The sequence below is a fragment of the Streptomyces sp. NPDC001222 genome, assembly GCF_042896945.1.
In the GTDB taxonomy this organism is placed as follows: domain Bacteria; phylum Actinomycetota; class Actinomycetes; order Streptomycetales; family Streptomycetaceae; genus Streptomyces; species Streptomyces gibsoniae.
Genome location: NZ_JBIAXT010000024.1, coordinates 93,927 through 120,677, shown reverse-complemented (window position 1 = coordinate 120,677; position 26,751 = coordinate 93,927). Strand labels below are relative to the sequence as shown.

Annotated in this window: 21 protein-coding genes; 5 read left to right on the top strand and 16 right to left on the bottom strand. The window is 71.8% G+C overall.

Features of this window, described 5'->3' with window-relative positions; all coding sequences use genetic code 11:
* Positions 1 to 21 precede the first annotated feature (21 nt).
* Together ACFY2Z_RS28290 and ACFY2Z_RS28285 are read right to left on the bottom strand one after the other, a co-directional pair.
* The gene (locus tag ACFY2Z_RS28290; RefSeq protein WP_390746909.1) at positions 22 to 816 is read right to left on the bottom strand and encodes a DUF72 domain-containing protein; all 795 of its coding nucleotides are present in this window, start codon (positions 814 to 816) and stop codon (positions 22 to 24) included.
* 46 nt (positions 817 to 862) lie between these two features.
* A complete protein-coding gene (locus ACFY2Z_RS28285; RefSeq protein WP_390746908.1) occupies positions 863 to 1,957 on the bottom strand; it encodes a DUF5925 domain-containing protein in 1,095 nt (364 codons plus the stop codon).
* Between the two features lie 165 nt (positions 1,958 to 2,122).
* Here ACFY2Z_RS28285 and ACFY2Z_RS28280 point away from each other — a divergent pair, with 165 nt between their 5' ends.
* Positions 2,123 to 3,544, top strand: a complete 1,422-nt coding sequence (locus ACFY2Z_RS28280; RefSeq protein ID WP_390746932.1) for a xylan 1,4-beta-xylosidase — start codon at positions 2,123 to 2,125, stop codon at positions 3,542 to 3,544.
* 50 nt (positions 3,545 to 3,594) lie between these two features.
* On the opposite strand, the gene ACFY2Z_RS28275 is transcribed toward ACFY2Z_RS28280, so the two are convergent.
* The 6 genes from ACFY2Z_RS28275 to ACFY2Z_RS28250 form a co-directional block, all read right to left on the bottom strand.
* On the bottom strand, positions 3,595 to 7,446 hold the full coding sequence (locus tag ACFY2Z_RS28275) for a lipopolysaccharide biosynthesis protein (protein ID WP_390746907.1): 3,852 nt from the start codon (positions 7,444 to 7,446) through the stop codon (positions 3,595 to 3,597).
* Entirely contained in the window at positions 7,439 to 8,239 is an 801-nt protein-coding gene (locus ACFY2Z_RS28270) for a polysaccharide deacetylase family protein (RefSeq protein ID WP_390746906.1), read from the bottom strand. Before ACFY2Z_RS28270 ends, ACFY2Z_RS28275 begins: the two co-directional genes overlap by 8 nt.
* The gene (locus ACFY2Z_RS28265) at positions 8,236 to 9,240 is read right to left on the bottom strand and encodes a glycosyltransferase (RefSeq protein WP_390746905.1); all 1,005 of its coding nucleotides are present in this window, start codon (positions 9,238 to 9,240) and stop codon (positions 8,236 to 8,238) included. Before ACFY2Z_RS28265 ends, ACFY2Z_RS28270 begins: the two co-directional genes overlap by 4 nt.
* On the bottom strand, positions 9,237 to 10,055 hold the full coding sequence (locus tag ACFY2Z_RS28260; RefSeq protein WP_390746904.1) for a glycosyltransferase family 2 protein: 819 nt from the start codon (positions 10,053 to 10,055) through the stop codon (positions 9,237 to 9,239). Before ACFY2Z_RS28260 ends, ACFY2Z_RS28265 begins: the two co-directional genes overlap by 4 nt.
* Before the next feature lie 367 nt (positions 10,056 to 10,422).
* The gene (locus ACFY2Z_RS28255; RefSeq protein ID WP_390746903.1) at positions 10,423 to 11,517 is read right to left on the bottom strand and encodes a GNAT family N-acetyltransferase; all 1,095 of its coding nucleotides are present in this window, start codon (positions 11,515 to 11,517) and stop codon (positions 10,423 to 10,425) included.
* Positions 11,518 to 11,521: 4 nt separating this feature from the next.
* A complete protein-coding gene (locus ACFY2Z_RS28250; RefSeq protein WP_390746902.1) occupies positions 11,522 to 11,857 on the bottom strand; it encodes a hypothetical protein in 336 nt (111 codons plus the stop codon).
* A 389-nt stretch (positions 11,858 to 12,246) separates the two neighbouring features.
* Between ACFY2Z_RS28250 and ACFY2Z_RS28245 the strand changes: the two genes are divergently transcribed.
* Complete coding sequence (locus tag ACFY2Z_RS28245; protein WP_390746901.1) at positions 12,247 to 13,053, top strand: SGNH/GDSL hydrolase family protein; 807 nt, start codon at positions 12,247 to 12,249, stop codon at positions 13,051 to 13,053.
* A gap of 3 nt (positions 13,054 to 13,056) precedes the next feature.
* On the opposite strand, the gene ACFY2Z_RS28240 is transcribed toward ACFY2Z_RS28245, so the two are convergent.
* From ACFY2Z_RS28240 to ACFY2Z_RS28225, 4 genes are all read right to left on the bottom strand, one after another.
* Complete coding sequence (locus ACFY2Z_RS28240) at positions 13,057 to 14,661, bottom strand: serine/threonine-protein kinase (RefSeq protein ID WP_390746900.1); 1,605 nt, start codon at positions 14,659 to 14,661, stop codon at positions 13,057 to 13,059.
* Between the two features lie 63 nt (positions 14,662 to 14,724).
* Positions 14,725 to 16,563 (bottom strand): nickel transporter, encoded by a 1,839-nt coding sequence (locus ACFY2Z_RS28235; RefSeq protein WP_390746899.1) that lies wholly within the window; start codon positions 16,561 to 16,563, stop codon positions 14,725 to 14,727.
* On the bottom strand, positions 16,560 to 18,437 hold the full coding sequence (locus ACFY2Z_RS28230) for a tetratricopeptide repeat protein (protein WP_390746898.1): 1,878 nt from the start codon (positions 18,435 to 18,437) through the stop codon (positions 16,560 to 16,562). The genes ACFY2Z_RS28235 and ACFY2Z_RS28230 overlap by 4 nt, the downstream gene beginning before the upstream one ends.
* Before the next feature lie 141 nt (positions 18,438 to 18,578).
* Positions 18,579 to 20,105, bottom strand: a complete 1,527-nt coding sequence (locus ACFY2Z_RS28225; RefSeq protein ID WP_390746897.1) for a DUF4331 domain-containing protein — start codon at positions 20,103 to 20,105, stop codon at positions 18,579 to 18,581.
* 92 nt (positions 20,106 to 20,197) lie between these two features.
* Here ACFY2Z_RS28225 and ACFY2Z_RS28220 point away from each other — a divergent pair, with 92 nt between their 5' ends.
* The 3 genes from ACFY2Z_RS28220 (at position 20,198) to ACFY2Z_RS28210 (ending at position 22,066) form a co-directional block, all read left to right on the top strand.
* Positions 20,198 to 20,854, top strand: a complete 657-nt coding sequence (locus ACFY2Z_RS28220) for a sigma-70 family RNA polymerase sigma factor (protein WP_390746931.1) — start codon at positions 20,198 to 20,200, stop codon at positions 20,852 to 20,854.
* Entirely contained in the window at positions 20,851 to 21,681 is an 831-nt protein-coding gene (locus ACFY2Z_RS28215; RefSeq protein WP_390746896.1) for an anti-sigma factor domain-containing protein, read from the top strand. The genes ACFY2Z_RS28220 and ACFY2Z_RS28215 overlap by 4 nt, the downstream gene beginning before the upstream one ends.
* A 115-nt stretch (positions 21,682 to 21,796) precedes the next feature.
* Positions 21,797 to 22,066, top strand: a complete 270-nt coding sequence (locus tag ACFY2Z_RS28210; RefSeq protein ID WP_311696739.1) for a hypothetical protein — start codon at positions 21,797 to 21,799, stop codon at positions 22,064 to 22,066.
* A 55-nt stretch (positions 22,067 to 22,121) separates the two neighbouring features.
* Here the strand turns inward: ACFY2Z_RS28210 and ACFY2Z_RS28205 are convergent, their stop codons facing one another.
* The 4 genes from ACFY2Z_RS28205 to hmgA form a co-directional block, all read right to left on the bottom strand.
* Positions 22,122 to 23,318, bottom strand: coding sequence for a CaiB/BaiF CoA transferase family protein (locus ACFY2Z_RS28205; RefSeq protein WP_390746895.1), 1,197 nt, complete (start codon positions 23,316 to 23,318; stop codon positions 22,122 to 22,124).
* Between the two features lie 126 nt (positions 23,319 to 23,444).
* The gene (locus tag ACFY2Z_RS28200) at positions 23,445 to 24,614 is read right to left on the bottom strand and encodes a type ISP restriction/modification enzyme (RefSeq protein ID WP_390746894.1); all 1,170 of its coding nucleotides are present in this window, start codon (positions 24,612 to 24,614) and stop codon (positions 23,445 to 23,447) included.
* Between the two features lie 12 nt (positions 24,615 to 24,626).
* The gene (locus ACFY2Z_RS28195) at positions 24,627 to 25,376 is read right to left on the bottom strand and encodes a GntR family transcriptional regulator (protein WP_390746893.1); all 750 of its coding nucleotides are present in this window, start codon (positions 25,374 to 25,376) and stop codon (positions 24,627 to 24,629) included.
* 26 nt (positions 25,377 to 25,402) lie between these two features.
* On the bottom strand, positions 25,403 to 26,731 hold the full coding sequence (gene hmgA, locus ACFY2Z_RS28190; protein WP_390746892.1) for a homogentisate 1,2-dioxygenase: 1,329 nt from the start codon (positions 26,729 to 26,731) through the stop codon (positions 25,403 to 25,405).
* Positions 26,732 to 26,751: the final 20 nt, after the last annotated feature.

Here is a 26,751-nt window from a genome sequence, read left to right as displayed (position 1 = left end):
GTTGGCGGTTCAGGTGCCGGGCTACGGGGCCTGGCCCGCTGCCGCCGTCGGTGCCGGGAGACTTCGCGGTGTACGTGTCACCCGTAGGCCCGCCGCCGTCGCCACGCGGGCGAAGGCCGTCGCGTCCAGGACCGCCGCCGCGCCCGGGTCGTTGTTGAAGTAGACGTAGATGTCCCGGTCGTCGGGCCAGGCCTCGGCGATACGGCGGACCCAGGACGTCAGCGACCGGCGGCCGTAGTGCGGCCACGGCCGGGCGCGGCCCGCGTGGAAGCGGACGTAGCCCCAGCCGGTGGTCCGCCACAGCGGGGTGACCGGGCGGGAGAGCACATCGGCCCAGCACAGCGCCGCGCCCCGGGCCGTGAGCACCTCGCGCACCCGAGGCGTCCACCAGGAGTCGTGCCGGGGCTCGACCGCGACCCGGGTGCCCGCCGGGAAGCAGCCGAGGCAGTCGTCGAGGAGGACCGGATCGGCGCGCAGGGTCGGCGGAAGCTGGAGCAGGACCGGGCCGAGACGGTCGCCGAGACCGGCCGCGTGGTCCATCAGCCGGTGCACCGGCTCCTCGGGGTCGCGCAGCCGTTTGATATGGGTGAGATAGCGGCTCGCCTTCACCGCGACCACGAACTCCGGCGGCACCCGCTCCCGCCAGCTCTCGAAGGTCTCACGGGACGGCAGCCGGTAGAACGCGTTGTTGATCTCGACCGTGGCGAACCGTGTCGCGTACTCCTCCAGCCACAGCCGCATGGGCAGGCCGGCCGGGTACAGGACGTCGCGCCAGTCCCGGTACTGCCACCCCGACGTACCGACGAACAGGGTCATACGTCCATCAAAGCACCGGCTCCCGCCGTCCACAGGCGGGGCGGGACTACAGGTACAGCCCCGAGTCCGCCCCCGCCCGCGGATCGGGCACCGACGCCGGTGACGTCCCTCGGCGCAGCGCGTACAGCTCCGCGAGGGTCGCTCCGTCGCGGCCCACGCCGTCCTCCCGGCCGAGCCAGCTCACCGCCTCCGCACGGGTCAGCGCGCCGACCTCGATACGGGCCAGACAGCGGCCGGGGCGTACGACGGCCGGATGGAGGCGCTCCAGGTCCTCGTTGGTCGTGACGCCCACCAGGACGTTTCTGCCCTGCCCGAGCAGTCCGTCCGTCAGGTTCAGCAGACGGGACAGCGCCTGGCCTGCCGTGTGCTTCGCCTCGCCGCGGATCAGTTCGTCGCAGTCCTCCAGGAGGAGCAGCCGCCAGCGGCCCTTGCCTGCCGCGTCCTCCTCGCCGATCGCGATGTCCATCAGATAGCCGACGTCGGAGAAGAGGCGTTCGGGGTCCAGGACGCAGTCCACCTGGCACCAGTCCCGCCAGGAGCGGGCGAGCGTCCGCAGCGCGGAGGTCTTGCCCGTGCCCGGCGGCCCGTGGAGCAGCAGCAGCCGGCCCGCGATGTCCTCGGGTGTCGTCTTCATCAGGCGGTCCATGGCGTCCGCCACCGGTGCCGTGTAGTTCGCGCGGACCTCCTCCCAGGTGCCCGCCGAGATCTGCCGTGTCGTCCGGTGCGGGCCGCGTCTCGGGGACACGTACCAAAAGCCCATCGTCACGTTCTCCGGCTGCGGTTCCGGCTCGTCCGCCGCGCCGTCCGTGGCCTGGTCGAGCACCTGTTCGGCCAGCTCGGCGCTGGTGGCCGTCACCGTGACGTCCGCGCCGCGGTTCCAGCGGGAGACGAGCAGGGTCCAGCCGTCGCCCTCGGCGAGGGTCGCGCTGCGGTCGTCGTCGCGGGCGATGCGCAGCACCCGGGCGTCCGGCGGCAGCAGCGTGGCCCCCGAGCGTACGCGGTCGATGTTCGCCGCATGGGAGTACGGCTGCTCGCCCGTCGCGAAGCGGCCGAGGAACAGCGCATCGACGACGTCGGACGGCGAGTCGCTGTCATCGACGTTGAGCCGGATCGGCAGAGCATCGTGTGGGTTCGCGGACATGTCGCCATGATCCGTCACGGCACCCTCCCGCGCACCCGGTTTCCGAGGTGCGCCGGGTGTGTCGGATCTGCTCCGTGCTCCCGGTGCATCCGGTACGTCCTGTTACCTGACCGTCGAACACAAAACCTGTCCCCGGTCCGATTGCGGCCGTTACTGTGGCCCATGATGGGACGTCATGAGTGGTATTCGGGGGCACGGCGGTGGCGCCTCACCGCTCTGCTCGGCGTGGGGGCGGTCGCTCTGGTCCTGGTGGCGACCCTGATCGGCACGCTGTCCGGCAACGGAGTGAGCACCAGAGGCACCACACGTGACGGCGACAAGGTGTACGGCACGCCCGGCACCCCGCCCGCGGACACGGGACCTGACGTCGGCTGGGGCTTCACCCACACCCAGTACAGCGCCGACGAGGGCAGCGGTGCCGCGACCGCGCGGGTCGAGGGGCTGCTCTCCGGGACGGACCTGCCGCAGGACCAGGCCATCATGGGCTGGGGCGCGGGCAATCCCGAGCCGGTGAAGGGCCGTTACGACTTCGAGGAGATGGACCGCCGCATCGACTTCGTCCGCAAGAGCGGCGGCACCCCGGTCATCACCCTGTGCTGCGCCCCGGACTGGATGAAGGGCGGCAGGGCGGGCGTCGGCGCCACCGACTGGAGTCAGGCCGCCCTGGAGACCGCGCCGACCCCCGACCACTACAAGGACTTCGCGGCCCTCGCCGCGACCGTGGCCAAGCGCTATCCGGACGTGCGCCACTTCATCGTGTGGAACGAGTTCAAGGGCTTCTGGAACGACTCCAAGGGCCGCTGGGACTACGAGGGCTACACCACGCTGTACAACCTGGTCTACAAGGCGCTCAAGCAGGTCGACGACAAGATCATGGTGGGCGGCCCGTATCTCGTCATGGACAGTGTCGACCCCCGGCAGCCGCAGTACGCGTCCACGGCCCTGCGGGGCCCCTGGGGCGCCATGGACCAGCGCGTCCTGGACGCCTTCAGCTACTGGAACCAGCACAGGGCGGGCGCCGACTTCGTCGTCGTGGACGGCTCCAGCTACACCAAGGACGACGATCTGCTGCCGAACGAGTTCGCCGCGACCGACAAGCTCACCGCCGTCGGCGCCTGGGTACGGAAGCAGACCCACGGTCTGCCCCTGTGGTGGGCCGAGTACTACGTCGAGCCCGCCGACGGCAATGACAACCGGGACGGCTGGACCGAGGACCATCGCGTCGCCGTCCAGGCCACCGGGATGATCGCCCTGGTCAAGGGCGGTGCCTCCTCGGGCTTCTACTGGAACCCGGAGGAGCGGAAGGGCACCGGCTGCCCGGGCTGTCTGTGGACGCCGACCGACACCGCCGGCGGCGGCCGGGCACTGCCCATGTACGACCTGGTCTCCCGGTTCGGCAAGGAGTTCCCGCCGGGCACGCGGTACCGGACGGTGCAGGTCGCCCCGGACGACGTCCCCAATGTCCGCGTGCTCGCCACCGACAAGGTCGTCCTCGTCGTGAACACCCTCGACCGCGCGATCAGCGCCCAGGTCGACGGCAAGCGGTTCGACATGAAGGCGTACGAGGTGAAGTGGCTCTCGCGATGAGCCGCTCCACCTCGTACGCCCGCTGATTCCTCGGACTTCCCGCCCGCCGCTCAGCCCTTGCCCATGGTCAGGAAGCGCTGCACCAGCGAGGCCAGGAACACGGCGAGCAGGGGCAGGGAGAACCAGAAACTGCTCTGCAGCAGCCGCAGTTGCCGCACGCCCGGGGGCATCGCCACCCGGACGACCTCACGCGCCATCAGCATCAGGACCAGCGCCACGGCTGCGAGCCCCCCGACCACCGACCACGGTGTCCAGGTCACCCGCGGGCCGATCGGGCCCGGGTGCGGCTTGGCGACCGGGCCCGCGGGCTGCCGGCGCAGCGCGTACATGGTCACGTCGCCGTTGGCGAGGACCTTCTTCAGCTCCGGACGGCCGTCCAGGTTCCTGATGAGCCGGGACTCCCAGGTCGCCGAGTAGCCCACGTCCATCCGGAGGTAGGTCACCTGACTCTCGTTGATCATGAGATACGAGTTCGGGCCCGCGTCCTTGAGCGACTTGACCAGGCCCGACACCAGGACCGGATCGACGGGCGCCAGGGTCGGCACGTACTGCACCTTCTCCATGTCCTTGGCGCCCCACGGCATCGCGGGTGTCACGTTGTTGACGGTGTCGTTGCTCAGCCACAACAGCCGCACGGTCGGGTTGTCATGGGCGTAGACGTAGTCCATCGCCGTGACCTCGCCCGGGCGGATGCGCTCGAAAGTCTCGTTGCCCCAGCGGGCCACCAGGAAGCCGCCCATCAGCAGCAGACCCGCCAGAAGGGCGGCGAGCGGGGCGAGGCTCGACCGGTCCCTGGCCCGTTCCCCGGCCGTGACGCCGGTGCGCGGGAAGAGGGCCAGCCCGGCCAGCAGGGCCGCGCCCGGTACGGCGAACATGAAGACGCGCAGCGCCATCTCGCCGCCGTAGGACTGCATGCCGAAGCCCAGGAACGGCACGAAGGTCAGCACGAGCAGCGACCGGTCGCGGTACCTGTTCCCGCGCCGCCGCCACCAGCCCCAGCAGGCGAACGCCATGACCGCACCGGCGAGCAGGACGCGGGTGTACAGCACGAGCTTGTGGGTGGCGTCGCCGCCCTGGATGCGCCCGGAGACGGAGGTCGACACATTGCTGCCGACGCCGCCGACCCCGCCGAACAGCTCGTTGAAATGGCCGGACCAGTACGGCTCGGCCATGAAGCCGACCCAGAACGCCACCAGCACCGCGAACAGGATCGGCAGCCCGCGCAGCTCCGAGCGGCCGGCCAGGACGAGCGCCGCGAGCACGCCCAGCATCACGAACGGGGTGAGCTGGTGGGCCGGGACGCTCGCCGCGTACAGGCCGATCAGCACCATGAGCAGCACACCGCGCTGCCCGCGCGTGGTCGGCTCGACCTCCACCTCGCCGGGGCGGGCCTTGGTCCAGATCACGCGCGGTGCGCGGAACCACACCAGCAGGATCGCCACGAAGGCCAGGTAGAGCAGGAAGGTGAAGCCCTGCGGGGAGAAGTAGTCCTGGCCGACCCAGCCGCTGAGCACGAAGATCCAGATGCCGGTCCACTTGGCGCGCCAGCTCGCCCGAAGCGCGCGCACCAGCAGGAACATCGGTGCCAGATAGAGCAGTTGGACGGCCAGCGGCCACCAGCGGATGACCTCGGTGAGGTCGGTGACCCCGCACGCCCTGGAGACGAACGCGGCCGCCGCGAAGAAGCCCGGCCAGCTCCAGCGCGCGTCCAGATCCGGTACGGCCGAACCGGTGCGGTCGATGTAGTCGAGGAACCCGAGGTGCTGCCAGGCCGTCGCGAAGCGCGGCTCGCTCTCGATCACGGCGGGCAGCGCGTGCAGGGACACGACGGTGGCGAGCAGGGTGGCCAGCAGCAGGCCCTTGTGCTCACGGCCGCGCCACAGCAGCCCGGCGAAGATCACGACCAGCAGCGCGGCTCCGGCCAGGGTCGGCAGCGGCAGGACCGATATCAGCCCCAGGCCGCCCATCCGTTCGAGGGAGCCGTCGTTCATGGTCAGCGCGGGCAGCCAGTACAGCAGCAGCGCGAAGACGAGCAGAGAGCCGAGAAGGGCAGCGGGCGGGCCGGGCCGCGGCCGGTCCTCGGTGCCCGGATCGTCCGTGGCCCCCCGCGCGTTCGCGGCGGAGGCGCTCTCTTCGGCGCCCTTCGGCCCGGACGGGGCCCGAGAGGGCTCGGCACTGCCGGACGGCGCGTCCACCTCCGGTGTCCCGGCGGGCTCCGGCGAGGCCTCCGGGTCCGCTTCACCCGCCCGGTCCCGGCTCCGCCCGACGGAAGGGAACTCCTTCACCGGCAGGCCCGCCGGAGAGTCCGGCGGCAGCCGCAGATCCCAGGTCGACCGGTCGTGGTCCGCGGGCACCACGGGAGTCCCGGTGGGCGGGGTCCCCGGGCCGGGGCGCACGTCCGGCCTGCGTTCCACATGGTCGAAGTCGACGTGTATGCCGAGCGCGAGCGTGTCGGCGTCGAGCTTCTTCGCCCAGGACGGCCCGGTCCTCGGCGCGGGGGCCTCGCGCGCCCCCAGGTCGGCGAGGTCGCCGTCCGGTGCCGTGTCCTCGGGCTCGGCACCGGACGGCGCGGAGCGCAGGATCCGGTAGAGCCTCGGCGCGGCGATCGCCACGATCACCGTGAGGCTGGAGATCTCCGCGACGCCGGCGCCGGTGAGCCCCATACGGGGCAGCAGCAGCACGGTCAGTCCGAGCACCAGGACGCACAGCAGGCCCTGGAGCCAGGCGAGTCCCAGGGTGCGGCTCTGCGCGCGCAGCACCGCGAAATACGTCTCCATGACGACCCGCAGCAGCGCCCCGACCGCGAACCAGCGCAGCAGCGGGGTCGCCGCATGGGCGTAGCCCTCGCCGAAGACATGCAGGATGAAGGGCGCGCCGAGGAACAGCAGTCCGGTGACCGGCAGCATGATCCGGGCCATGCGCTTGAGCGCCGCCCGGGTGTTGGCGGCGAGCCGTGCCGGGTCGTGCGAGCCCTCGACGGTGAGCGAGGCACCCATGTTGATGGCGAGCAGATTGGTCGTGCCGCCGATGGTGGTGGTGATGTAGAAGTACGCGTTGTCCGCGGCGCTGACCTGCGAGGCCACGATCACCGGCACCAGGTAGACCACTGCGAGCGAGAACAGCGAGCCGGTGTAGTCGCCCGCGAGGAACCGGCCGATCTCCCTCAGCGACGGCGGACTGGCGTGATCCTCGGTCGCCTTGACATGCCGGGGCACCAGTCGCCGGAACACCAGCCAGCCGAGCGGTACCACGGAGGTGGCGATGGCGGCGACCCAGGAGACGAAGACGCCCATCATGGGGATGGCGGCCGCGAGCCCGACGAGCAGCACCAGTTTCACCGCGGAGAAGACGGTGTTGCCCACCGGCACCCACAGCGCGCTGCGCAGACCGGTCAGCACACCGTCCTGGAGGGTGAGCAGGTTCCAGGCGACGACCGCCACGACGAACACGAGCGCGGGACCCGGGCCGTGCAGGAACCGGTACGACTGCCCCCACACGTTCAGCGTCAGCAGGAAGATCCCCGCGGCGAGCGCCACGACGACCGAACTGCCCGCGTAGGTACGGAGGATGAGACGCCCGGTGGCGCGCCCCGAGATCGGGATGAAGCGGGCCAGGGCACCGGTCAGCGTCACCGCGGTGAGCCCGGCGAGGAGCTTCATCGCGGCGATCGCGGCCGAGCCCTGACCCACCGCGGCATCGGAGTAGTAGCGGGCCGCGACCAGCCAGTAGCCGAGGCCGAGCACCGCCGAGATACCGGTGTTGAGCATCAGCGCGTAGGCGTTGCGGAACAGCTGGCTGCCGCCGCCCCCGCCGCTTCCGGGCAGGCGCAGGCGGCGGCCGGACCGTTCGGGCGGTGCGGTCGGGGCCTCGGGGTTCTGGGCTGTGGTCGTCGTGTCAGACACGGGAACGGATGGCCTTCCGGCAAGCCTGTCGTGCTCTTCGGACCACGGCGTACCCCTTGGTCAGGGCGCGGTCCCTGGCGAAGTTGCGGGCGATCGCACGGCCCTGGACGAGCCGCTCGAACTCCTCGGCGCCCGTGTTGCGGCGCACGGTGACCCGTTGCAGCGCGTACGGGCCCTGGTGGCGGCGTGCGAGAGCGTTGCCGACGGCGAGCGACTGGCGGTAGCCCGTCTCGCGCACCGCGTGCCGCACCCGCCGGCTGGAGTAGCCGTACGGGTAGGCGAACGAGTCCGGGCGGTTGCCCAGCTCGTCGGCGACGATCTCCCCGCAGTGCACCAGCTCGAACCGGAGCGCCTCGTCGGCGAGCTGGTCGAGCTGCGGGTGGGTGTGGCTGTGGCCGCCGATCTCGACCCCCGCGCCCGCGAGGTCGCGGACCTGGCCCCAGTCGAGCATGGTGTCCAGGCCGCCGCCGGTGTCATGGGCGCCCCTGATCCACCCGGTCGAGACGAACAGGGTGGACGCGAAGCCGTGTCCGGCGAGCACGGGGAGGGCGTGCCGGTGCACGCCCTCGTAGCCGTCGTCGAAGGTGATGAGGACGGGCCGCTCGGGCAGCGGGCCGCCGTCCCGCCACCTTCTCGCGAGCTCGGCCGTGGTCACCGGGGTGAACTTCAGGTCCGCGAGCAGGGCCATCTGTTCCGCGAACGCCTCGGGCGCCACCGACAGTTCACGGGTCGCCTCGTTGGGCGCCGTGGCGACCGAGTGGTACATGAGGATGGGTACGGCCTGGTCGTTCATGCGGCCTCCCCTGTACCGTCCGGGATCTCCACGATCGAGAACACGGCGCCGCCCCGGCGTGCCCGGACGCTGCCGAGCACATACCCGCCCGCCGCCGAGAAGACTCCGGCGACGATCGCGCCCGCGCGGCCCGCCCCGCCGGGACGGGCCAGCAGGGCGTCGCGCAGTCCGCGGACCACCCCGGCCGGCAGCACCCGGGTGGTGTAGCGGCGCTCCGACTCCAGGCCCTTGTCGGAGCCGACGCTGCGGGCGACGAGTGCCTTGGAGAGGCCCTCGGCGTAGGTGCGGGTGCGGAAGTAGGCGAAGTGCTCGCGCGGTGCGGGCACCCTGTGGTGGATGACGGCCCGGTCGTCGATCAGCAGCACCGCGTCGGGCCGGGCCCGGGTGAGACGGATGCACAGTTCCGTCTCCTCGCCGCCCAGCGGGCGCTTGTCGCCGTCGCGCCCGATGCCCGTGGCGAAGCCGCCCGCCGCCTCGAAGGCCGAACGGCGGAAGGAGGCGTTGCCGCCGAGGACGTTGCGCACCCGGACCCGGCCGGGCGGCAGTCCCTTGTAGGTGCAGCCCACCACCCAGTCGAACTCCTCCGGGAACCAGGCCGGGCGGCGGCCCGACGCCCACACGGGCATCGTACGGCCGCCGACGGCCATCACCCTCGGGTCCTCGTACCCGGAGGCGAAGTGCTTCAGCCAGTCGCGCTCGGCCACGGCGTCGTCGTCGAGGAAGGCGATGATCTCCCCGTGCGAGGCGGCGATACCGGTGTTGCGGCCGGCGGACAGGCCGCGGGGGCCCGCGTTGGCGAGCACCCGGACCGATCCGTCCTCCGCGGCCCCCTTGTACTCCCGGCCGAGCCGGTCCAGCAGGGCCTCGTTGTGGTCCACGACCAGCAGCGTCTCGCGCGCCGGCAGTGACTGCGCCCGCACCGAGGCGACCGCCGCGAGGATGTCCTCCCAGCGGTCCTCGGTGTAGACGCAGATCACCACGGAGATGTCCGGGTCTTTCAAGTCATCTCTCCCTGACCCGAGTTGAGCGCCACCGCGTGCGGGCGCCGACGCAGCGCACGCCGGTTGGAGCGCTCCTTGAGGATCACCTTCAGCACCCGGAAGCCGTCGCGCACCGCGCGCAGATTGCTGTCGCCGTGGATGCGGAGGTACTCGTGGCTCGGTATCTCCTGCACCTTCAGGCCGGCCTTGACCACCCGGATGTTCATCAGGGTCTCGACCTCGAAGCCGGTGCAGTCGAGGTCGATCTCGTCGAGGCAGTGCCGCCAGAACGCGTTGTACCCGTAGCACAGGTCGGTGTAGCGGGCGCCGAACTTGGCGTTGACGATGGCGCACAGCACCCGGTTGCCGAGCTTGCGGATCGGCGTCATGTCCGAGGTGCCGCCGCCGTTCGCGAACCGCGAGCCCTTCGCGAAGTCGGCGCCGGACACCAGGGCGGAGACATAGCTGACGATCTCCTGGCCGTCGGCCGAGCCGTCCGCGTCGACCATCACGATGATGTCGCCGGTGCAGGCCTCGAACCCGGTGATCAGCGCGTCGCCCTTGCCCTTGCCCTGCTGCCCGACGACCTTGACCTCCGGCCACAGATCGCGCGCGACCTGCACCGTGTCGTCGGTGGAATTGCCGTCCACAAGAACCACTTCGTGAATCCACTCGGGAAGGGTCTTGAAGACGTAGGGGAGATTCTCCGCCTCATTCATGGCGGGAATCACCACGCTCACCGGCGGCGCGATGGCCAGGTGAGAGGAGATGGGCCGGTACCTCCCCGGCATTAACGGATCTTGGCCCGAAATGGCCGGGCGCAGTACAGAACTCATGAGTCTGGTCCCTCTCGTCCGGTGGACCGTCCGCCCCTGGACGGTCCGGCTTTGTGTCCGGTTCGAAAGGGGGGTTCTCACTTACGGCATGACGGCATGGATCTCCGTACATGCCGGGTGAGCTGGCAAAGCTGACCGTCTGCCGGAAGAACGGCAGCCGGTCGCGCGGCACGGCTCGTACGACTGTGGTCGCCGAGCACGGCACCCCCCTACCGCGCCCCGCGTCGGAACCATCGCGGTACCTGAGCCCTCCCCTGGATCCGCTTGATGATGGACCGATGCGGGTTGATGTATGACGGTATTGACGATTGCGACTTTATGGCAATACCTGGGTCGTGTCCCTCGTTTTCGCCGATATGGTCGTCATTCAACCCCTAGAACGGATTTTCCCCATCCGCTTCAGGATCCGGTCGGCCGGCTCGAAGAGCTCCGGCCGCGACAGCACCGCATTGCGCAGTGCCCGGACCGGAGCGCGGCGCGCCCTGTGTCCGAGTGCGACGGGGTGACGGCGCGTCACCCACCCTTCGGACACGCGGAGTTCCCGTGTCTTCAGGGAGTCCTTGTATTCCTTCTGGCCCCGCCCGAGATCCAGATAGGCGATGCCGTCGGCCGCGGCGGCCTCGGCCATCCGCAGATGCAGGATCAGCCCGGGCGAGTACTTCGCGAACTCCGGGTCGTAGGCCGGGAACCAGCAGGCCAGCACCCGCTCGGTGTGCAGTCCGAAGTGCGCCGCGACCGGGCGGTCGGCCACATAGAGCACGGAGAGGATCCCGGCGAACGGCTCGGAGCGGGTGTGGAAGAGCTGCTGCACCAGCTGGTTGATCCAAGGGTGCGCGAAGCGGTCGCTGCGCCCGGTCCTGCGGTACTGCGCGGACTTCCAGGCCGTCAGCGTCCGCAGGACCGCCGGGTCGCGCTCGTCGTGGACGTAGCGGACCTGGCCGGCGTCCCGCCCCAGCTTGCGTTCCTTGGCGAGCGTCGTGCGGGTGAACTTCGGCGACTGCGCGCGCAGTCGGCTCAGATAGGCCTCGTATCCCTGGTCGATGTCCATGACCGGGGACGGGAAGGTGCCGGAGGCCTCCGCCTCGAACGGCTGCTGGCCCTCCGCCAGGTGGTCGAACTCCCAGACGGCGAGCCCGCACGCCCGTAGCAGCTCGTGCGAGTTCCAGACGAACCCGGGCCGGTGCACCAGGCCCTGGCAGTCCGAGACGCCGAGGCCGACGGCCCGTCCGACGCCCGTGGCGGTTCTCTGGAACGGGAAGAACGCGGCCGGTTCGCCGTCCTCGTACACCACGGCGATGCGGACGCCGCGTCTCGTGCGGCCCACCGCGAGCGTGAACTCCGGTGACAGGAACGGGTTCGCCAGCTCGGGCGAGCCGTTCAGATGGGCCTTCGACTGCAAAGCCGTCCATGCCGCCCGGTTGGCGGCGCTCAGCTCGCCGGGGCGGTACACGTTGATGTCCACGTCGTCAGGCCCGTCTTCTCGCCGTACGGCGGCGCTGCCGTCGTACCTCTACCAGCAGGAGAACGAGGGAGCTGAGCACGGTCACCGCGAGGATCCCGCCGGTGACCGACCATCGGTGCACCGCCAGCATGCCCTGGGCGACCAGCAGGTCGATCGTGATCGCTCCCGCCATGGACACCACGGTGCGGGGCCAGGGTTGCAGCCCCCGCAGGGCGGTGCCGACGGCCGTTGCCGGCGCGGCGAGCAGGAAGAACAGCGTGAACGGGCCGCGCAGCGGTGAGCCCGAGTCGGTCAGCGCGAGGATCGCGCCGACGCCCGCGACGGCTACCGCCACCCCCATGAGCAGCGGGAACAGGTCCCTCCCCGGATCCTGTCCCGGCCCCCCGTCCTCGTCTGACGAAGGTGGCTTGATGCGTAAGGTCTGCATTGGCGACTTTGCCCCCCGAAGCGCCGGATGCCGGGCTTCAATGTCGCGCAGCGAAGAGGGGGCCGTCAAGATGCGGAAGCGGGGCGCACAGGTTCTTGGCCTGCTCTAAACATGTGTTCCCTTCCGGATGTGGCGGCCTCCGGAGGTTTCTGTCATGCGCTTGTCATGCGGATCCGCGGGACGAGGGTGAACGCCTGGGACGGGTTGGATGAATAGCGAAACAGTTTTGGCATGGACACTTCCAGTCAACTCGCGTAGCTGCTACCACGGTTGAGGCAGAGATCCTGCTAAAGGGAGGTTCCATGAGACGTTCCCGAATTGCGGCGTATGTGACTTCGCTCCTCCTTGCGGTCGGCCTCGTCCTCACCGGGGCTGCCGCGGCGCAGGCGTCATCACTCGCCGCGGCCGGCGGCTACGTCGCCCTCGGCGACTCCTATGCGTCCGGCGTCGGTGCCGGCAGCTACATCAGTTCAAGCGGCAGTTGCGACCGCAGCACGAACGCCGCCCCGTATCTGTGGCAGGCGGCCCACGCGCCCGCCTCGTTCAGCTTCCTCGCCTGCTCGGGCGCCAAGACCACCGATGTCCTCAGCAACCAGCTCGGCACCCTGAGCTCCGCCACGAGCCTCGTGTCCATCACCATCGGCGGCAACGACGCCGGCTTCTCCGACGTCATGACGACCTGTGTGCTCCAGTCCGACAGCTCCTGCCTCTCGCGCATAGCCACCGCGAAGGCCTACGTCGACTCGACCCTGCCCGGCCAACTGGACGCCGTGTACTCGGCGATCAGCTCCAGGGCCCCGTCCGCCCATGTGGTCGTGCTGGGTTACCCGCGCTTCTACAAGCTCGGCACCACCTGCGTCGGGCTGTCCGAAACCAAGCGCTCCGCGATCAACGGCGCCGCCGACTACATCGACGCCGCGATCGCCAAGCGCGCCGCCGACCACGGCTTCACCTTCGGCGACGTGCGCACCACCTTCAGCGGCCACGAGATCTGCTCCAGCGACTCCTGGCTGCACAGCGTCGACTGGCTGAACATCGGCCAGTCCTACCACCCCACCGCGGCCGGCCAGTCCGGCGGCTATCTGCCGGTGCTCACCAACGCGGCCTGACGGTCACGAACTCGAGGGGGAGGCCCCGCCCGTCGGGGTCTCCGTCTCACAGGTCACCGTGAACGGCACGGTGCCGGACGTGACCTGCACCGGAGAGCGCACCTCCACACCGATCGCGTTGCGCACCGAACCCGCCGGGTCGTACGTCGTGACGACGACCTGCCGCTGCTTGGTCCTTCTGCCGCCCGCCGGGAAGGACAGCGTCTTCCAGCCCGGGTCCGACACCTGTCCCGAGGTCGTGACCCAGCGGTACGACACCTCCGCCGGGAGGCTCCCCACCGTGAACGTCGCCGTGAACGTGGGTGCCTCGGTGTCCGGCGGCGGACAGGTCCCGGAGTAGTCGGTGTGCGTCCCCGTGACCGTCACGTGTACCGACTGGGCGGGCGGACTCGTCGTATGTCCGCTCCCGCCGCCGGCCGAGGAGGCGCCGGTGGGCCCCGGGCCCGCTCCCGTGCTCCGCCCCGGACTGCTCGTGCTCCCGCCGCCCGCGGTGTCGCTGTGCGGGGCACCACTGCCCGTCGTGGAGCCGCCGCCGCTGCCGTCGTTGCGGTGCACCAGCCCGTACGTCAGTCCCGCCAGGGCGAGCGCGAGCACGGCCAGACCCGCCACCAGGACCACGGCGGCGCGACGGTCGCGCGGCGGCGGCGCGTACTGCGCCGGGCGGGCGGGAGCGGTCGCACCGACGGGGGCGGGCGTGGGCAGCGGGGGAGTCGGGGACCCGCCCGGGAACGCCGCGACCGTCGGCGCGTAGGAGGAGGCGGGGGCGCCCGTGCGCGGGGTGCCGCCCGCGCCGATGATCCGCAGGTCCCGCTCGGCCTGCTCCGCCGGGATGCGCTCGCCCGGGTCCTTGCGCAGCAGCCCCTCGATCACCGGTGTCAGCGGACCGGCCCGGCGCGGCGGCGGCAGCTCCTCGTCGACGACCGCCCGCAGCGTGCTCAGCGGCGTGTTCTGGCGGAACGGGGAGTTGCCCTCGACGGCCGCGTACAGCAGCACGCCCAGCGACCACAGATCGGACTCCGGGCCCGGTGTCCGCCCGAGCGCCCGCTCCGGGGCGAGGAACTCGGGCGAGCCGATGACCTCGCCGGTCATGGTCAGCGCCGAACTGCCCTCGACGGTGGCGATGCCGAAGTCGGTCAGGACCACCCGGTCGTCGTTCGACAGCAGCACGTTGGCCGGTTTGACGTCACGGTGCAGCACCCCGGCCGCGTGCGCGGCCCGCAGGGCGGAGAGCACCTCGGCGCCGATGTACGCCGCCCGCTGCGGGGACACCGGCCCCTCCGCGTCCAGCAGGTCCGACAGCGCGATGCCGCGGATCAGCTCCATCACGATCCACGGGCGTCCGTCCTGATGGGCCACGTCGTAGATCGTCACCACATTGCGGTTCGCCACCCGGGCCGCCGCCCAGGCCTCGCGCTCCAGCCGGGTGTACATGCGCTCCACCTCGGCCGCCGGAAGCCCGGCGGGGGCGCGCACCTCCTTGACGGCGACCTCGCGGTGCAGCACCTCGTCGTGGGCCCGCCACACCGTTCCCATCCCGCCCTCGCCGAGGGGGGAGAGCAGCCGATAGCGACCCGCGATCACACGTTCACGGCCCGGTTCTTCGGACACGGGCGTCCCCCATTCGCATCCGAGCGTCGTATCCACTCCGCGTGATTTCTCCCCAAAAGTAGCTCAACCGAGTGCGGATGCCGCCCCCTTGAACACCAGTCCGGCCCCGAGGACCACGACCACGAACGCGGACCCCAGGGGCGCGGTCCTGCGCACCAGCGCCGCCGTCGGGCCGCGGGTCCAGCCGGGCCGCCGGTCCAGCACCCGGCTCACCCCGCTGCCCAGCTTGACCACCGCGAACCCCGCCGCGGTCAGCGTCAGGGCGAGTCCGACGCCGTAGGCGACGACGAGCAGCAGACCGAACCAGGCCTGGCCGAGTGCCGCGGCGCCGACCAGCACCACGACGGCCGAGGGACTGGGCACGAGCCCGCCGGCGAAGCCGAGCAGGATCGTGCCGCGCAGGGTGGGGGCGACGGGGTGGGTGTGGGTGCTGCCGCCGTGGGTGTGGGGGATGCCGTGGGCGTGGTCGTGCGCGTGGTCGTGGTCGTGGTCGTGCACGTGGCCGTACTCGTGCGGGTGTGCGTGATCGGGGTGCGCGTGGTCATGCGCTCGGCCCGTCCGTGTGCCGACGTGCGCGCCCGCGTGCGCGTGTACGCGCTGACGGGCGTGCTCGTGGTCATGGTCGTGGCCGTGCGCGTGGTCGTGGTCGTGGTCGTGCGCGTGGTCGTGCGCGTGGCCGTACTCGTGCGGGTGTGCGTGATCGGTGTGCGCGTGGTCGTGCGCTCGGCCCGTCCGTGTGCCGACGTGCGTGCCCGCGTGCGCGTGTACGCGCTGACGGGCGTGCTCGTGGTCATGGTCGTGGCGGTGACCGTGGCCGTGCTCGTGCCGGTGGTCCTGACCATGGCCGTGACTGTGACCGTGCACAGGGACCCGGTTGCGCCATGCCCTGCGGACGAGTTGCGCGCCGGCCACGGTGACCAGGACGCCGCTGGCCAGACCCAGCCAGGCGATCACCGAGGGCGCCGCCGCCGAGCCCGCCGTGACCAGCAGGCCCAGCGCGACCACCCCGAGGGTGTGGGTGACCGTCACGGAGGCGGCCAGCGGCATGACGTCCCGGAGCCTCGCCCGGCCGCCGCGGGCCGCCGCGCTGGCGGCCATCAGGGTCTTGCCGTGGCCGGGCGCCAGCGCGTGCATCGCCCCCAGGCCGATCGCGATGACCAGGGCGAGCGCGGCGAAGCCGACGGTGAGATGGTGCTGCGCGACAAGGTTGTTCAGCGCCTCGGTCCACCGGTCGGCACCACGCGGCAGTACGGCGGCGGCAGGCGCGTCCCGCCGGTCGTCGACGAGGGCGGCACCGCCCGGACGCACCCGCAGGGAGGCCCTGACGGTGTCGGCCGGCGAGGAGAGCAGATCCTTGGGGTAGCTGGTCAGTTGGTGGGACACGGACGTCTTGGGCACGTCGGTGCCGGTGAGCGTCATACGGTCGCCGCGCGCGGTGATCTCCCGCCAGCTGGGCCCGGTGGTCGCGCCCGCGCTGTGGAAGGCGAGGGCCACGGTCCTGCCCTCGGGCAGCGGCGCCTTGAGGGCGCACTCGACCCGCAGGGTGCGCAGCCCCGCCTGACCGGGCCGCAGTTGTGCCCGGCTCGGGCCGACGGTCAGCGGCACCGTGTGTCCGTCGACGCTCAGGGCGCTGCCCTCCGCGGCCTTGGCGCACCTGCGCCGCGCCCACTCGGACAGACCGAGTTTGTCCAGGTCCGGCCGGGCCTGGGTGGCCGGGATCTCCGCGAGGTCCTCGACATGGTCGATCCGCAGCTGCCCGGGGGCGGCGACCAGGCCGTCGTACCGGTTGACGGTGAAGTTGCCGAGCGGGTGGGCGCTCGCGGCGCCCGCGGGCACCAGGACGAGCGCGCAGGCGGCCGTGAGGGCGGCGGCGCCCGCGGCGGCGACACGACGCAGATTCACTTCATCGCCTCCAGCGCCTTGCGGGCCTCACGCGCACCCAGCGGGGAGAACCCCGGGTTGAGGCGCAGGGCCTTGGTGAGCGAGGCGCGGGCCTGGTCCGTCCGGCCGACGGCGCGCTCGATCATGCCGCGGTGGTAGATGAAGACCGCGTTGTGGTAGCCGGTGGCCGTGGCCTGCTGGGCGTAGGGGAGGGCCTCCCGGTCGCGGCCGTTCACATGCAGGGCCCAGGCGAGGGCGTCCGCGGTGTGCACGGTGTGGCGGCGCGCCCACTCGGCCCGGGCGGCCTTGAGCGCGGCCGCGTGGTCGCCGTGGTCGGCGGCGGCGAGCGCGGTGTCGAGGTCGGCGTTGACGCCGTTGGCGCGGGCGAGTGAGACCCAGGCGTCGACGAGGGCGTACTGGTCGCGGGCCTTGGCGCGGTCGTCCTCCTTGCCGCGTGCCTCGTACAGCTCGCCCAGCTCCACCAGCGGCTGGGGCAGCGGATAGCGGTCCACGACCAGCTCCATGCCCCGGATCGCGTCGGCGGTGTCGCCCTGGGCCGCCTGGGCGCGGGCCCGGCCCTCCAGCGCGGGGAGGTAGTTCTCGTCGGCGGCCAGAGCGCGCGCGTAGCGGTCGAGGGCGGTTTTGTAGTCGCCCTGGTTCCAGGCGAGCTGGCCGAGCGCGCCGGCCACGTACGCGATGTCGCCGCGGCTCGTGGCCGTGCTCAGGGCCTGTTCCAGGACGCGGCGGGCGGTCCCCACGTCGCCGCGCAGTTCGTGCACATAGGCGTAGCGGGTGAAGACGGGGACGCCCGGGCGGCGCGAGTCCGCCAGGTCGGCGGCTTTCGAGGCGTCGGCGTAGCGGCCGAGTTCGACGAGCGCGTCGATCCGGGAGGACAGGGCGCGCTCGCTGTACGGGTTCTGCTTCAGGGCGAGATCGGCGTACTTCAGGGCGCCGGTGAAGTCATGGCGGGCCGCGGCGAGGGCGGCGCGGCCCGCGAGCGCCGGGTCGTTGTCCGGCCGGATCGCCAGTGAACGGTCCAGAGCGCGTTCCGCCTGCGGGTAGCGGGAGGGGTCGCCCTTGGTGCGCGCCTGTTCGACGTAGGCCAGTCCGAGCGTCGCCCAGCTGCCGTAGTCCCGAGGCTGGGCGCGAAGTTGGGCCTGCAGGGACCGGATGCTCGCGTCGAGGTCGCCGTCGGCGAGGAGCGCGGGGGAGACCGCGCCGGGCATGGACGCCACCGGGGCGGTACGGCCGCTGTCCCGTACGGCACTGACGACGACGGCGCCCGCGGTGAGCGCGACGGCCAACGACGCGGCACAGAGCCCGAGCTGCACGGCCCGCCAGCGCCGTCCGGCCGCGGAGAACCGCCGCAGGGCACGCACGCGCTCATCGCCGTCGACGGCTTCGGAGGCGGCGATGTCCACCGCGTCCACCGCGGCGGGATCGGCCGGTTCCGGGGACGGCGCGGAGGCACCGTGGGGCGCGCCGTCCGCGGCCGGGCCGTCGGTCGTCTCCGCAGCCTCGGTCGTACCGGAGGAAGCGGCCGGGCCGGTCGCGGGAGCGGAGAGCGCGGCTGCGTCATCCGACGGTTCCGCGGCGGCCGGTCCGGCATGGGGGCCCGGGCCGACCGCCTCGTCGTCGCTCTCCGTCCGCTCCGCCGCCGGCCCGGTGTCCCGCGCCGGGCCGGCGGCCGCAGGGCCGTCTCCGTCCGGCGGAACCGGCGAGGCGCTCAGCGCCTTCGTGCCGGACGCCTCGGCGTGCGCGCCGCGCGGTCCGGCGCTCGGGGCGCCCTCCTCGGGCGTGGTCTCCGCCGCGCGGAGCGTCGGTGACGTCGGCTCGGCCTCAGGCCGGCCGCCGCGCCCGCTCTCCGGCGCGCTCTGGTTCTTACGCGGGGACATGCCCTCTCCTCAATCTCCTGGGCGGAAACGGTCGTTGTCGGACGGGGAGCGGCGCGGCCCGCGCCGTGGGGGATGGACGGGGTACGGGCCGCGCCGGTCAGGGGGACGGCACCGGGGAACCGGTCCCGTCGGTGGGGCGGGTCAGTACCCCCGGTACTGGGACCGGCGGCGCCACCACAGCAGCCCGGTGCCGACCAGCAGGACGCCTCCCGCGCCCGCGGCCGCGGAGGTCGCGATCAGTGTGCTGTCCGGGCCGTTGGAACCGGTCGCCATCAGACCGTCACCCAGCTGGTTGCGCACGCTGTTGCCGGTGCCCTTGGCCACGGGACCGCGCGAGCCCGAGGTCGGGTCGGCGAGGTACGGGAAGGAGTGCCCGAACTTCTGGTCGTTGGCGTTCACCGAGTCGCCCAGGTCGTTCTTGGAGCCGACCAGCTCGCCCTCCATCACCTGGAGCGCCTCGTCGATCACGTCGTCGGTGAGCCGACGCCCGTTGGGGAAGCCCGCGTTGTCACCGTCCAGCACACCCAGCCGCTTCGGGTAGGCGGTCGGCTTGATCGAGGTGTTGAGCCGCAGCTCCTCCGCCGGCTTGACGTACGGCGGCTGGTTGAGGCCCTTCACGCCCTTCAGGAACACGTCCACCAGGTCGTTGCGCGGCTCCTTCGGCGCCTTGATCTTGTAGATCGCCTCGATGAGCTTCGGCAGCTCCGGATCGGTCACGTTCTTCAGGAACTGGGCGTCGTACGCGGGCGAGGACGCGTTGAACTTGTCCTTGTCCTTCTGCGGGTTGACGACCTCGTTCACCAGCGGGTTGCCCAGACGCGAGACCTGCGACCAGTAGCCCCGGGCGTCCTTGCGCTGGACCGTCGACCAGATGCCGACGACCGGCTGGTGCGCCGACTGGCGGATGTAGTCGTTCGGCACCTGGATCGCGAGGGAGTTGACGTTGTAGCCCTTGAGGGTGTCGTTGCCGACCTCGGAGAGGTTGCCGCCGTACAGCAGGTCGAAGACGCGCAGGTCCGCGAAGAAGGGGTCGTCCGCCTGGCCGGCGAACGACGTGGCGTCACCCGTGAGCTTGTAGACGGCCTGGTTGCGGAGCTTGTCGTAGTTCGGCATCGACGCCTTGCCGACGTTCGACGGGGCGACCGGCACGTTGTCCGCGATCCTCGTCTTCGAGACGAGCTTCTCCTTGTGCAGCTTGATCAGGTCGATGTCGTACGTCTGCGTGACGTTGAGGTCGGGGTCGTCGAGGCTGTCGACCTGACCCGTGTTGTAGAGGAACGTGTTCTTGTTCTTGACGTGCGTCCTGAACGTGTAGCGGAAGATCAGGTCGCTCTGCGCGTCACCGTCGTTGTCGACGTGGATGTCGTACTGCGCGTCGTCCGCGAACGTGTAGAAGTTCGGGCCGCCCGCCGGCTCCTCGAACGGGATGAAGTTCGCGATGACCGTCGTCGTGTCCGGCTTGTCGGGGCTCACGAACGCGTACAGGTCGGTGTTGTCGTACTGCGGCTGCCCCGAGATGAGCGGAGCCTCCCGGTGGGAGGAGGCGGAGGCCGCCCCCGGTTCCAGTGCGGCCACACCGGCGGCCGCGAGCCCGCCGGCGGCCAGCGCACCGGAGATGAGGGTCGCGATGCTCCTGCGCCCCGCGCCGTTCCTGGAGATAGGTGTCATGCCGTCCGTCCTCAGTGCCAACTTGCCTGACGCACCGGGATTCGGAGCGCCCTCCGAGGCGGATTGGTGGATCTCGAAAAATCTTTTTCTGCCTGCTCGACCCGCGTTTTCGGCCCGCTGATCCGTATCTCTTCCGAAGGGGTGGACGCAGCGCGTGCCACAGTCGTGCGAGCAGGCCGTACGCGGCGGCGGAGAGGGCGGTACGAGTGGAGGCGGACGAGCTTCTGGTCCTCGTGGCCGGAGGTGACCAGAAGGCCTTCGAGGAGCTGTACGGGCTGGTGTCCGGGCCGGTGTTCGGGCTGGTCCGCAGGGTCGTACGGGACCCGGCGCAGTCGGAGGAGGTGTCCCAGGAGGTGCTGCTCGAACTGTGGCGCTCCGCCCCTCGGTTCGACCCCGGCCGCGGCAGCGCCCTGTCGTGGATCCTCACCCTGGCCCACCGCCGTGCCGTCGACCGGGTGCGCAGCGTCCGCGCCGCGGGCGAACGCGAGCAGCGCGAGGCCCGGCGCGCCCACCCCCCCGCCTTCGACCATGTCGCCGAGGAGGTGGAGGCCGGCCTGGAGCGGGAGTGGGTGCGCCGCTGTCTGGACCGTCTCACCGCTCTGCAGCGACAGTCCGTCACACTCGCCTACTACGACGGTTACACGTACCGTGAGGTCGCCGAGCGGCTCTCGCTGCCGCTCGGCACGGTCAAGACGCGGATGCGCGACGGACTCACCCGGCTGCGCGAATGCCTGGGAGGAGTCGCATGAGTTTCCTCGACCGCCTGTTGCGCCGCGAGGACCTGCACTCCCTGGCGGCTCCCTACGCCCTCGACGCGCTGGAGCCCGCGGAACGCGTGCGCTTCGAGAAGCACCTCGCGGGCTGTGAGCGCTGCGCCGCCGAGGTGCGGGCCCTGTCCGAGGACGCCGTGCGCCTCGCCTGGTCCACGAACGCGCTGGCCCCGCCCGGCCTGCGCGGCCGGGTGCTGACCGCCGTGCGCAACATCCCTCAGGACCCCGCGCCCGCGCCCGCGTACGACGGGATCGGGTCCCGCTCCCGGCATCTGCCACCGCATGTCTGGGGAGCCGCCCCGCCGCCCGAGCGCGCCCGTGCGCCCCGGATGCGCCCTCTGTTCGCCCCGTTCGCCACCGCCACGGCCGCGGCGGCCCTCGTCGTCGCCGCGCTGTTCGCGGTGCAGGCGACGCAGACGCAGCACACCCTCGACGCCGAGCGTGCACAGGCGCGTGAGATCGCCCACGTTCTCGCCGCGCCCGACGCGCGCTCGACCAACGACCGGGACGCCAGGGGCCGAGGAATCGGAGTAATCGCGTCCGCATCCGAGGGGCGCGCCGTCATCACCCTGAGCGGACTCGATGCGCCACCGAGCGGGCGTGTGCATCAGCTCTGGCTCATGCGCCCCAACGTGCAACCACGCTCCCTCGGGCTGTTCCATGGCGACACGCCCCTGGTCGCTCGCGGTCTGAGCAAGTCGGCGACGTCACTCGCCGTGACGGTGGAGCCCGACGGGGGCTCACCGCAGCCCACCAGCCAGCCAGTTGTCCAACTCGCCCTGCAATCCGTCGGATTCGGAGAGTAGCTGTCAACCCCCTTGCAGAGAAGGTGAATCCTGCGCCCGTGATACACGCGTGCCCCGAGGGGGCGATAGGGTTAGCCTGCCCGGGCCGGGTGGACTCGTACGGGTGGGGAGTGACATGGAACAGATAACAGTGCGCAGCAGGGCGAGGGTCCCTGCGATCACGTGCGGGAGCAGTGCGACCAGCGCGCGCCTCGACCGCCATCTCTCGGTGCTGGCAGGCCCTGCCGTGCCGCAGCGTGAGACGGCCGAGGCGACGTCCCTGATGCGCGAGCTGACCGCACGTGGCCCCGCGCACGAGCGCAGCGGAAGGGGTGCGCGCGTGAGCAAGGTCTCGCTCTTCGCGCCGCTGCGCCGCCTGCGTCGTACGCTGTTCGGCGGGCGCTGAGCGCCACCGGCGTTCCTCATGGCGCCCGCGCCGCGGGCGCTCGCAAGGCCCGCGCTCAGGCCGCCACACCGTCCCGGCGCAACGCTGCGATCTCGTCGTCCGTCATCCCCACGGCACGCAGCAGCGCCACGGTGTGCTCCCCGAGCGCGGGCACGTCCCCCATCTGTGCCTCGTTCCCGCCCGGCAGCGTGATCGGTGGCAGCAGCGCCCTGAGTGTCCCCACCTCAGTCCCGACCTCCCGCCAGCGCTCCCTGGCCGCCAGCTGCGGATGCGCGGCCAGCTCTCGCAGATCTCTCAGCCGTGCGCACGCGATGCCCGCCCGCTCCAGCCGGGCCATCGCCTCGTCGGCGTCCAGTGCGCCCAGCGCCTTCGCGACGAGCGAGTCCGTGCGTTCCCGGTGGGCCACCCGCGCCGCGTTCGTGGCATACGCCGGGTCGTCCCCCAGCTCCGGCTGCCCGAGCACCTGCCCGGCGAGGCGCCGCCACTCCCGGTCGTTCTGCACGGACAGCAGCACCCGGCCGCCGTCCGCCGTCGGATAGGCGTCGTAGGGGGCGATGACGGCGTGCGCCAGACCCGTGCGCGCCGGTGGCGTGCCGTCATGCATCGTGTGGTGCAGCGGGTGGCCCATCCACTCGGCCAGCGCCTCCAGCATGGAGATCTCCACCGGGCCGCCGCGCCCGGTCGTGCCCCGCCGGACGAGTGCCGCGAGCACCCCGGAGAACGCGTACATGGCCGCCGCGATGTCGGCCGCCGGAATACCGGCCTTGACGGGCTGCCCGGGCGTCCCGGTCACGGACACCAGCCCCGCCTCGCACTGCACGAGCATGTCGTACGCCCGCTTGTCCGCGTACGGCCCGGACGCCCCGTAGCCCGAGATGTCCACGGCCACCAGCCGCGGATGCGCCGAGCACAGGGTGGCCGCGTCCAGGCCGAGGCGGGCCGCGGCCCCCTGCGCCAGGTTCTGCACGAACACGTCCGCGTCCGCGATCAGCCGCCGTACGACGTCCAGGCCCCGTGGATCCTTCAGATCCAGGGCGATCGACTGCTTGCCGCGGTTGCACCACACGAAGTGCGAGGCCAGACCTCGGGCGGCGGTGTCGTAGCCGCGCGCGAAGTCACCGCCGTCGACCCGCTCGACCTTGATCACCCGGGCGCCGAGATCGGCGAGCTGACGGGTGGCGAAGGGGGCCGAGACGGCCTGCTCGACGGCGACGACGGTGAGGCCCTCCAGGGGCAGCGGAAGACGGTCCATGAGCGGGATCATGACCCGCGGAGGGCGGCGTTGTCAGCAGGCCGGCGCCGAGGTCACGCGTCTCGTCGACGGGCGGGCCGGAGAGCCGGGGGTCCGCCCCGGCCGCGCACGCAGCCTGCCGGGGCACTACAGCAGCACGAACTGCCCCTCCGGGCCCTCCTCGTGGTGGTCGAGCACGGAGGCGGGGAGCCGGACCGCGTCCGGGACCGGCAGCACGCCCGCCGCGCGCAGATCCCCGGCCGTGATCGGTTCACCGGGCGTCAATTCCTCCCGCGCCGGGTCCAGTTCCGCGAGCAGCGCCAGCACCGTGATCAGTTCCAGCAGCTCCGAGGTCCAGGTCTGCGGCCAGGTCGCGGGGCGGATCGCCGTCAGTGTGCCGGGCCCGCCCTGCGCGGTGCGGGCCGCGAACCACTGCTCCAGGACCCGGACCCCGCCCGCCTCGAACTCCCAGGCCTGCCGCGGCACCGGGGAGATGCGGCCCTCGTCGAGATGGAGGGTCTCCTCGTCGGGGTCGTAGTGCAGGGTCAATGGCCGGGAGGGCAGCGGGGCGCGGACGTAGGGGCGGCGGCCGCCCGGCAGCTTGGGGCGCTCGCCGTCGCGTCGCATCAGCCACAGCAGGCGCCGGCCCAGCTCCACACCACGGGAGAAGTGCTCCGGGCTCTGGGTGAGGGGCACGGCGAGCCCGGCCGGGCCGGGGCGCGCCATCGCCGTGATCCAGGCGAGGACGTCCACCGGGGCGGGCCTCGTGCCCAGGCGGTCGTGCAGATGCTCCAGGAGGCCGGGCGCCAGATTGGGTTCCGTGCCGCCGGGGCGGCGGTACAGCGGGCGGATGCGGCCCGGGCGCAGCAGTGGCAGCAGGGACGTCGCGAGCAGGGCGGGGCCGCCCGAGTCCGCCGCCGTCTCCACCACGAACACCTGGTGCTCGTCCGCGACCCGCCACAGCTCGGGCCGGGCCACGTCGATGAGGCGGTGGTCGGGGATGAGCCACTGCTCGTCGAAGGGCGCCGACAGCACACGCACCGGCTCCGGGCAGGGACCGGCGGCCCGCGCCAGCTTCTCCGTGCCGCTGGACTGGCCCGGCAGCTGTCCGACCGCCGAGTGCAGCGTGCGGGAGCGCGTCGGCTCGAACAGCGCCTCACGGTCGGGCCCCTCGGCCTTCACCAGGGCGTCCCACCGCGCCCTCAGGCAGGCCGCGTCGGGCGCCGACGGCCAGGCACGGCCCGGCCGCACGGGTGCGACGGACCACGGCATGAGGTCCGCGAGCAGCGGAGCGTCGTCGTGCGTCACGCCCGGCATCGTACGACGTGCTCAGGTGGCCTCGAGGGTGACCGTGAAGGAGAAGCGGTCCCCCCGGTAGTGGATCACCGCCACGTCCAGGGCCCGCCCGCAGGTGTCGTAGGTGACACCCGTGTAGTGCAGGATCGGGCTGAGCAGCGGGACGTCGAGCAACTGTGCCGTCTCCGGGTCCGCGAGCCGCGCCTCGACCGTGTCCGTGATGCGGCTGATGTCCGCGCCGACCACGTCCCGCAGCACCTTGGTCATCGGCCAGCGCAGCAGATCCTCGCGGTCGATGCGGTCCGCCAGCTCCGGACGGACGTAGTTGCGGGCGTGGTTGGTGGGTTCGCCGGTCTTCTCGTCGCTGCGCAGCCGGTGATACGTCGCCACCTCGCGCAGATCCGGGAAGTGCTCGGCCAGTTCGGCCGGCACCGGCCCCGCGCCCCGGTCCAGCAGCTCGGTCGTCATACCGGACTGCTGGGCCACGATCGCGTCCACCGAGCCCAGCAGCCGCACCGGGGTGGCTCTCCTGGCACTGGGCTCGATGAACGTGCCGCGCCGGCGGTGGCGGCTGATCAGGCCCTCGTCCTCCAGCTCCTTCAGCGCCTGCCGCATGGTCAGCACGCTCACCCCGTAGTGCCCGGCCAACTGCTCCTCGGTGGGCAGGCGCAGCGGGTCCTGGGGCGAGCGGCCGAGTATCGAGGCGCGCAGTGACTGCGACACCTGGTACCAGAGCGGCAGCTTGCGGTTCAGGACGATCGAGTCGGGGGCAAAGGAGGTCACGGCCTATCCGTACCGGTCGACGGCGCTCAGTGCAACGGGCGGTAGTGACGTTCGAGGCCTCGCCACACATCGTCGTACCCGTGTTGCAGGTGCTCGGCGCGGGCCGCGTGCGGTGTCAGGGTCACCGGCCAGCGGGTCTCGAACATGAACGCCAGTCCGTCGTCGATCTTGTGCGGCCGCAGCTCGGCGGCGCTCGCCCTCTCGAACGTCTCCCGGTCCGGACCGTGCGCCGACATCATGTTGTGCAGCGAGCCCCCGCCCGGTACGAAGCCCTCCGCCTTGGCGTCGTAGGCGCCCTCGACGAGCCCCATGTACTCGCTCATCACGTTCCGGTGGAAGTACGGCGGCCGGAAGGTGTTCTCACCCACCAGCCAGCGCGGCGCGAAGACCACGAAGTCGACGCCCGCCAGTCCGGGGGTGTCGCTCGGCGAGGTCAGCACCGTGAAGATGGACGGGTCGGGGTGGTCGTAGCTGATGCTGCCGATCACATTGAAGCGGCGCAGGTCGTAGACGTAGGGCACATGGTTTCCGTGCCAGGCGACGACATCGAGCGGCGAGTGGTCGTAGACGGCCGACCAGAGGTTGCCGCAGAACTTGTTCACCACCTCGACCGGCCCCTCGACGTCCTCGTACGCCGCGACCGGCGCCCGGAAGTCACGGGCGTTCGCCAGGCCGTTGGCGCCGATCGGGCCGAGGTCGGGCAGGCGGAAGGGGGCGCCGTAGTTCTCGCAGACATAGCCACGGGCCGTCGGGCCCTCGCCACCGTCGAGCAGTTCCACACGGAAGCGGACGCCGCGCGGGATGAGCGCCACCTCGGCGGGCTCCACGTGCAGCATTCCGAACTCGGTGTGCAGCAGCAGCCCACCGCGCTCCGGCACGATCAGGAGCTCGCCGTCCGCGTCGCTGAAGACCCGGTCCATGGAGGCGTCGGCGTGATACAGGTGCACAGCCATGCCGGTGCGCTGGGTGGCGTCGCCGTTGCCGCCCAGGGTCCACAGCCCGGCGAGGAAGTCCGTGCCTGCTGCCGGCTCGGGCAAGGGGTTCCAGCGCAGTCGGTTGGGGTCGGGCACCGCCTCCGTGAAGGGTGCCGAGCGCAGCGTGCCGTTGTCGGTGCGGGTGAACGCCGGGTGGGCCGCCGAGGGGTGGATGCGATACAGCCACGAACGCCGGTTGTGCGCCCTCGGCTCGGTGAACGCCGTCCCGCTCAACTGCTCCGCGTACAGCCCGAGCGGGGCGCGCTGCGGGGAGTTGCGGCCCTCGGGCAGCGCGCCCGGCACCGCCTCCGAGCTGTGCTCGTTGCCGAATCCGGAGAGATACGACAGCCCCTCCGCGGTCTTCCTCGCGTCCCCGTTCATCACCGCTCCCTGGTCGCTGA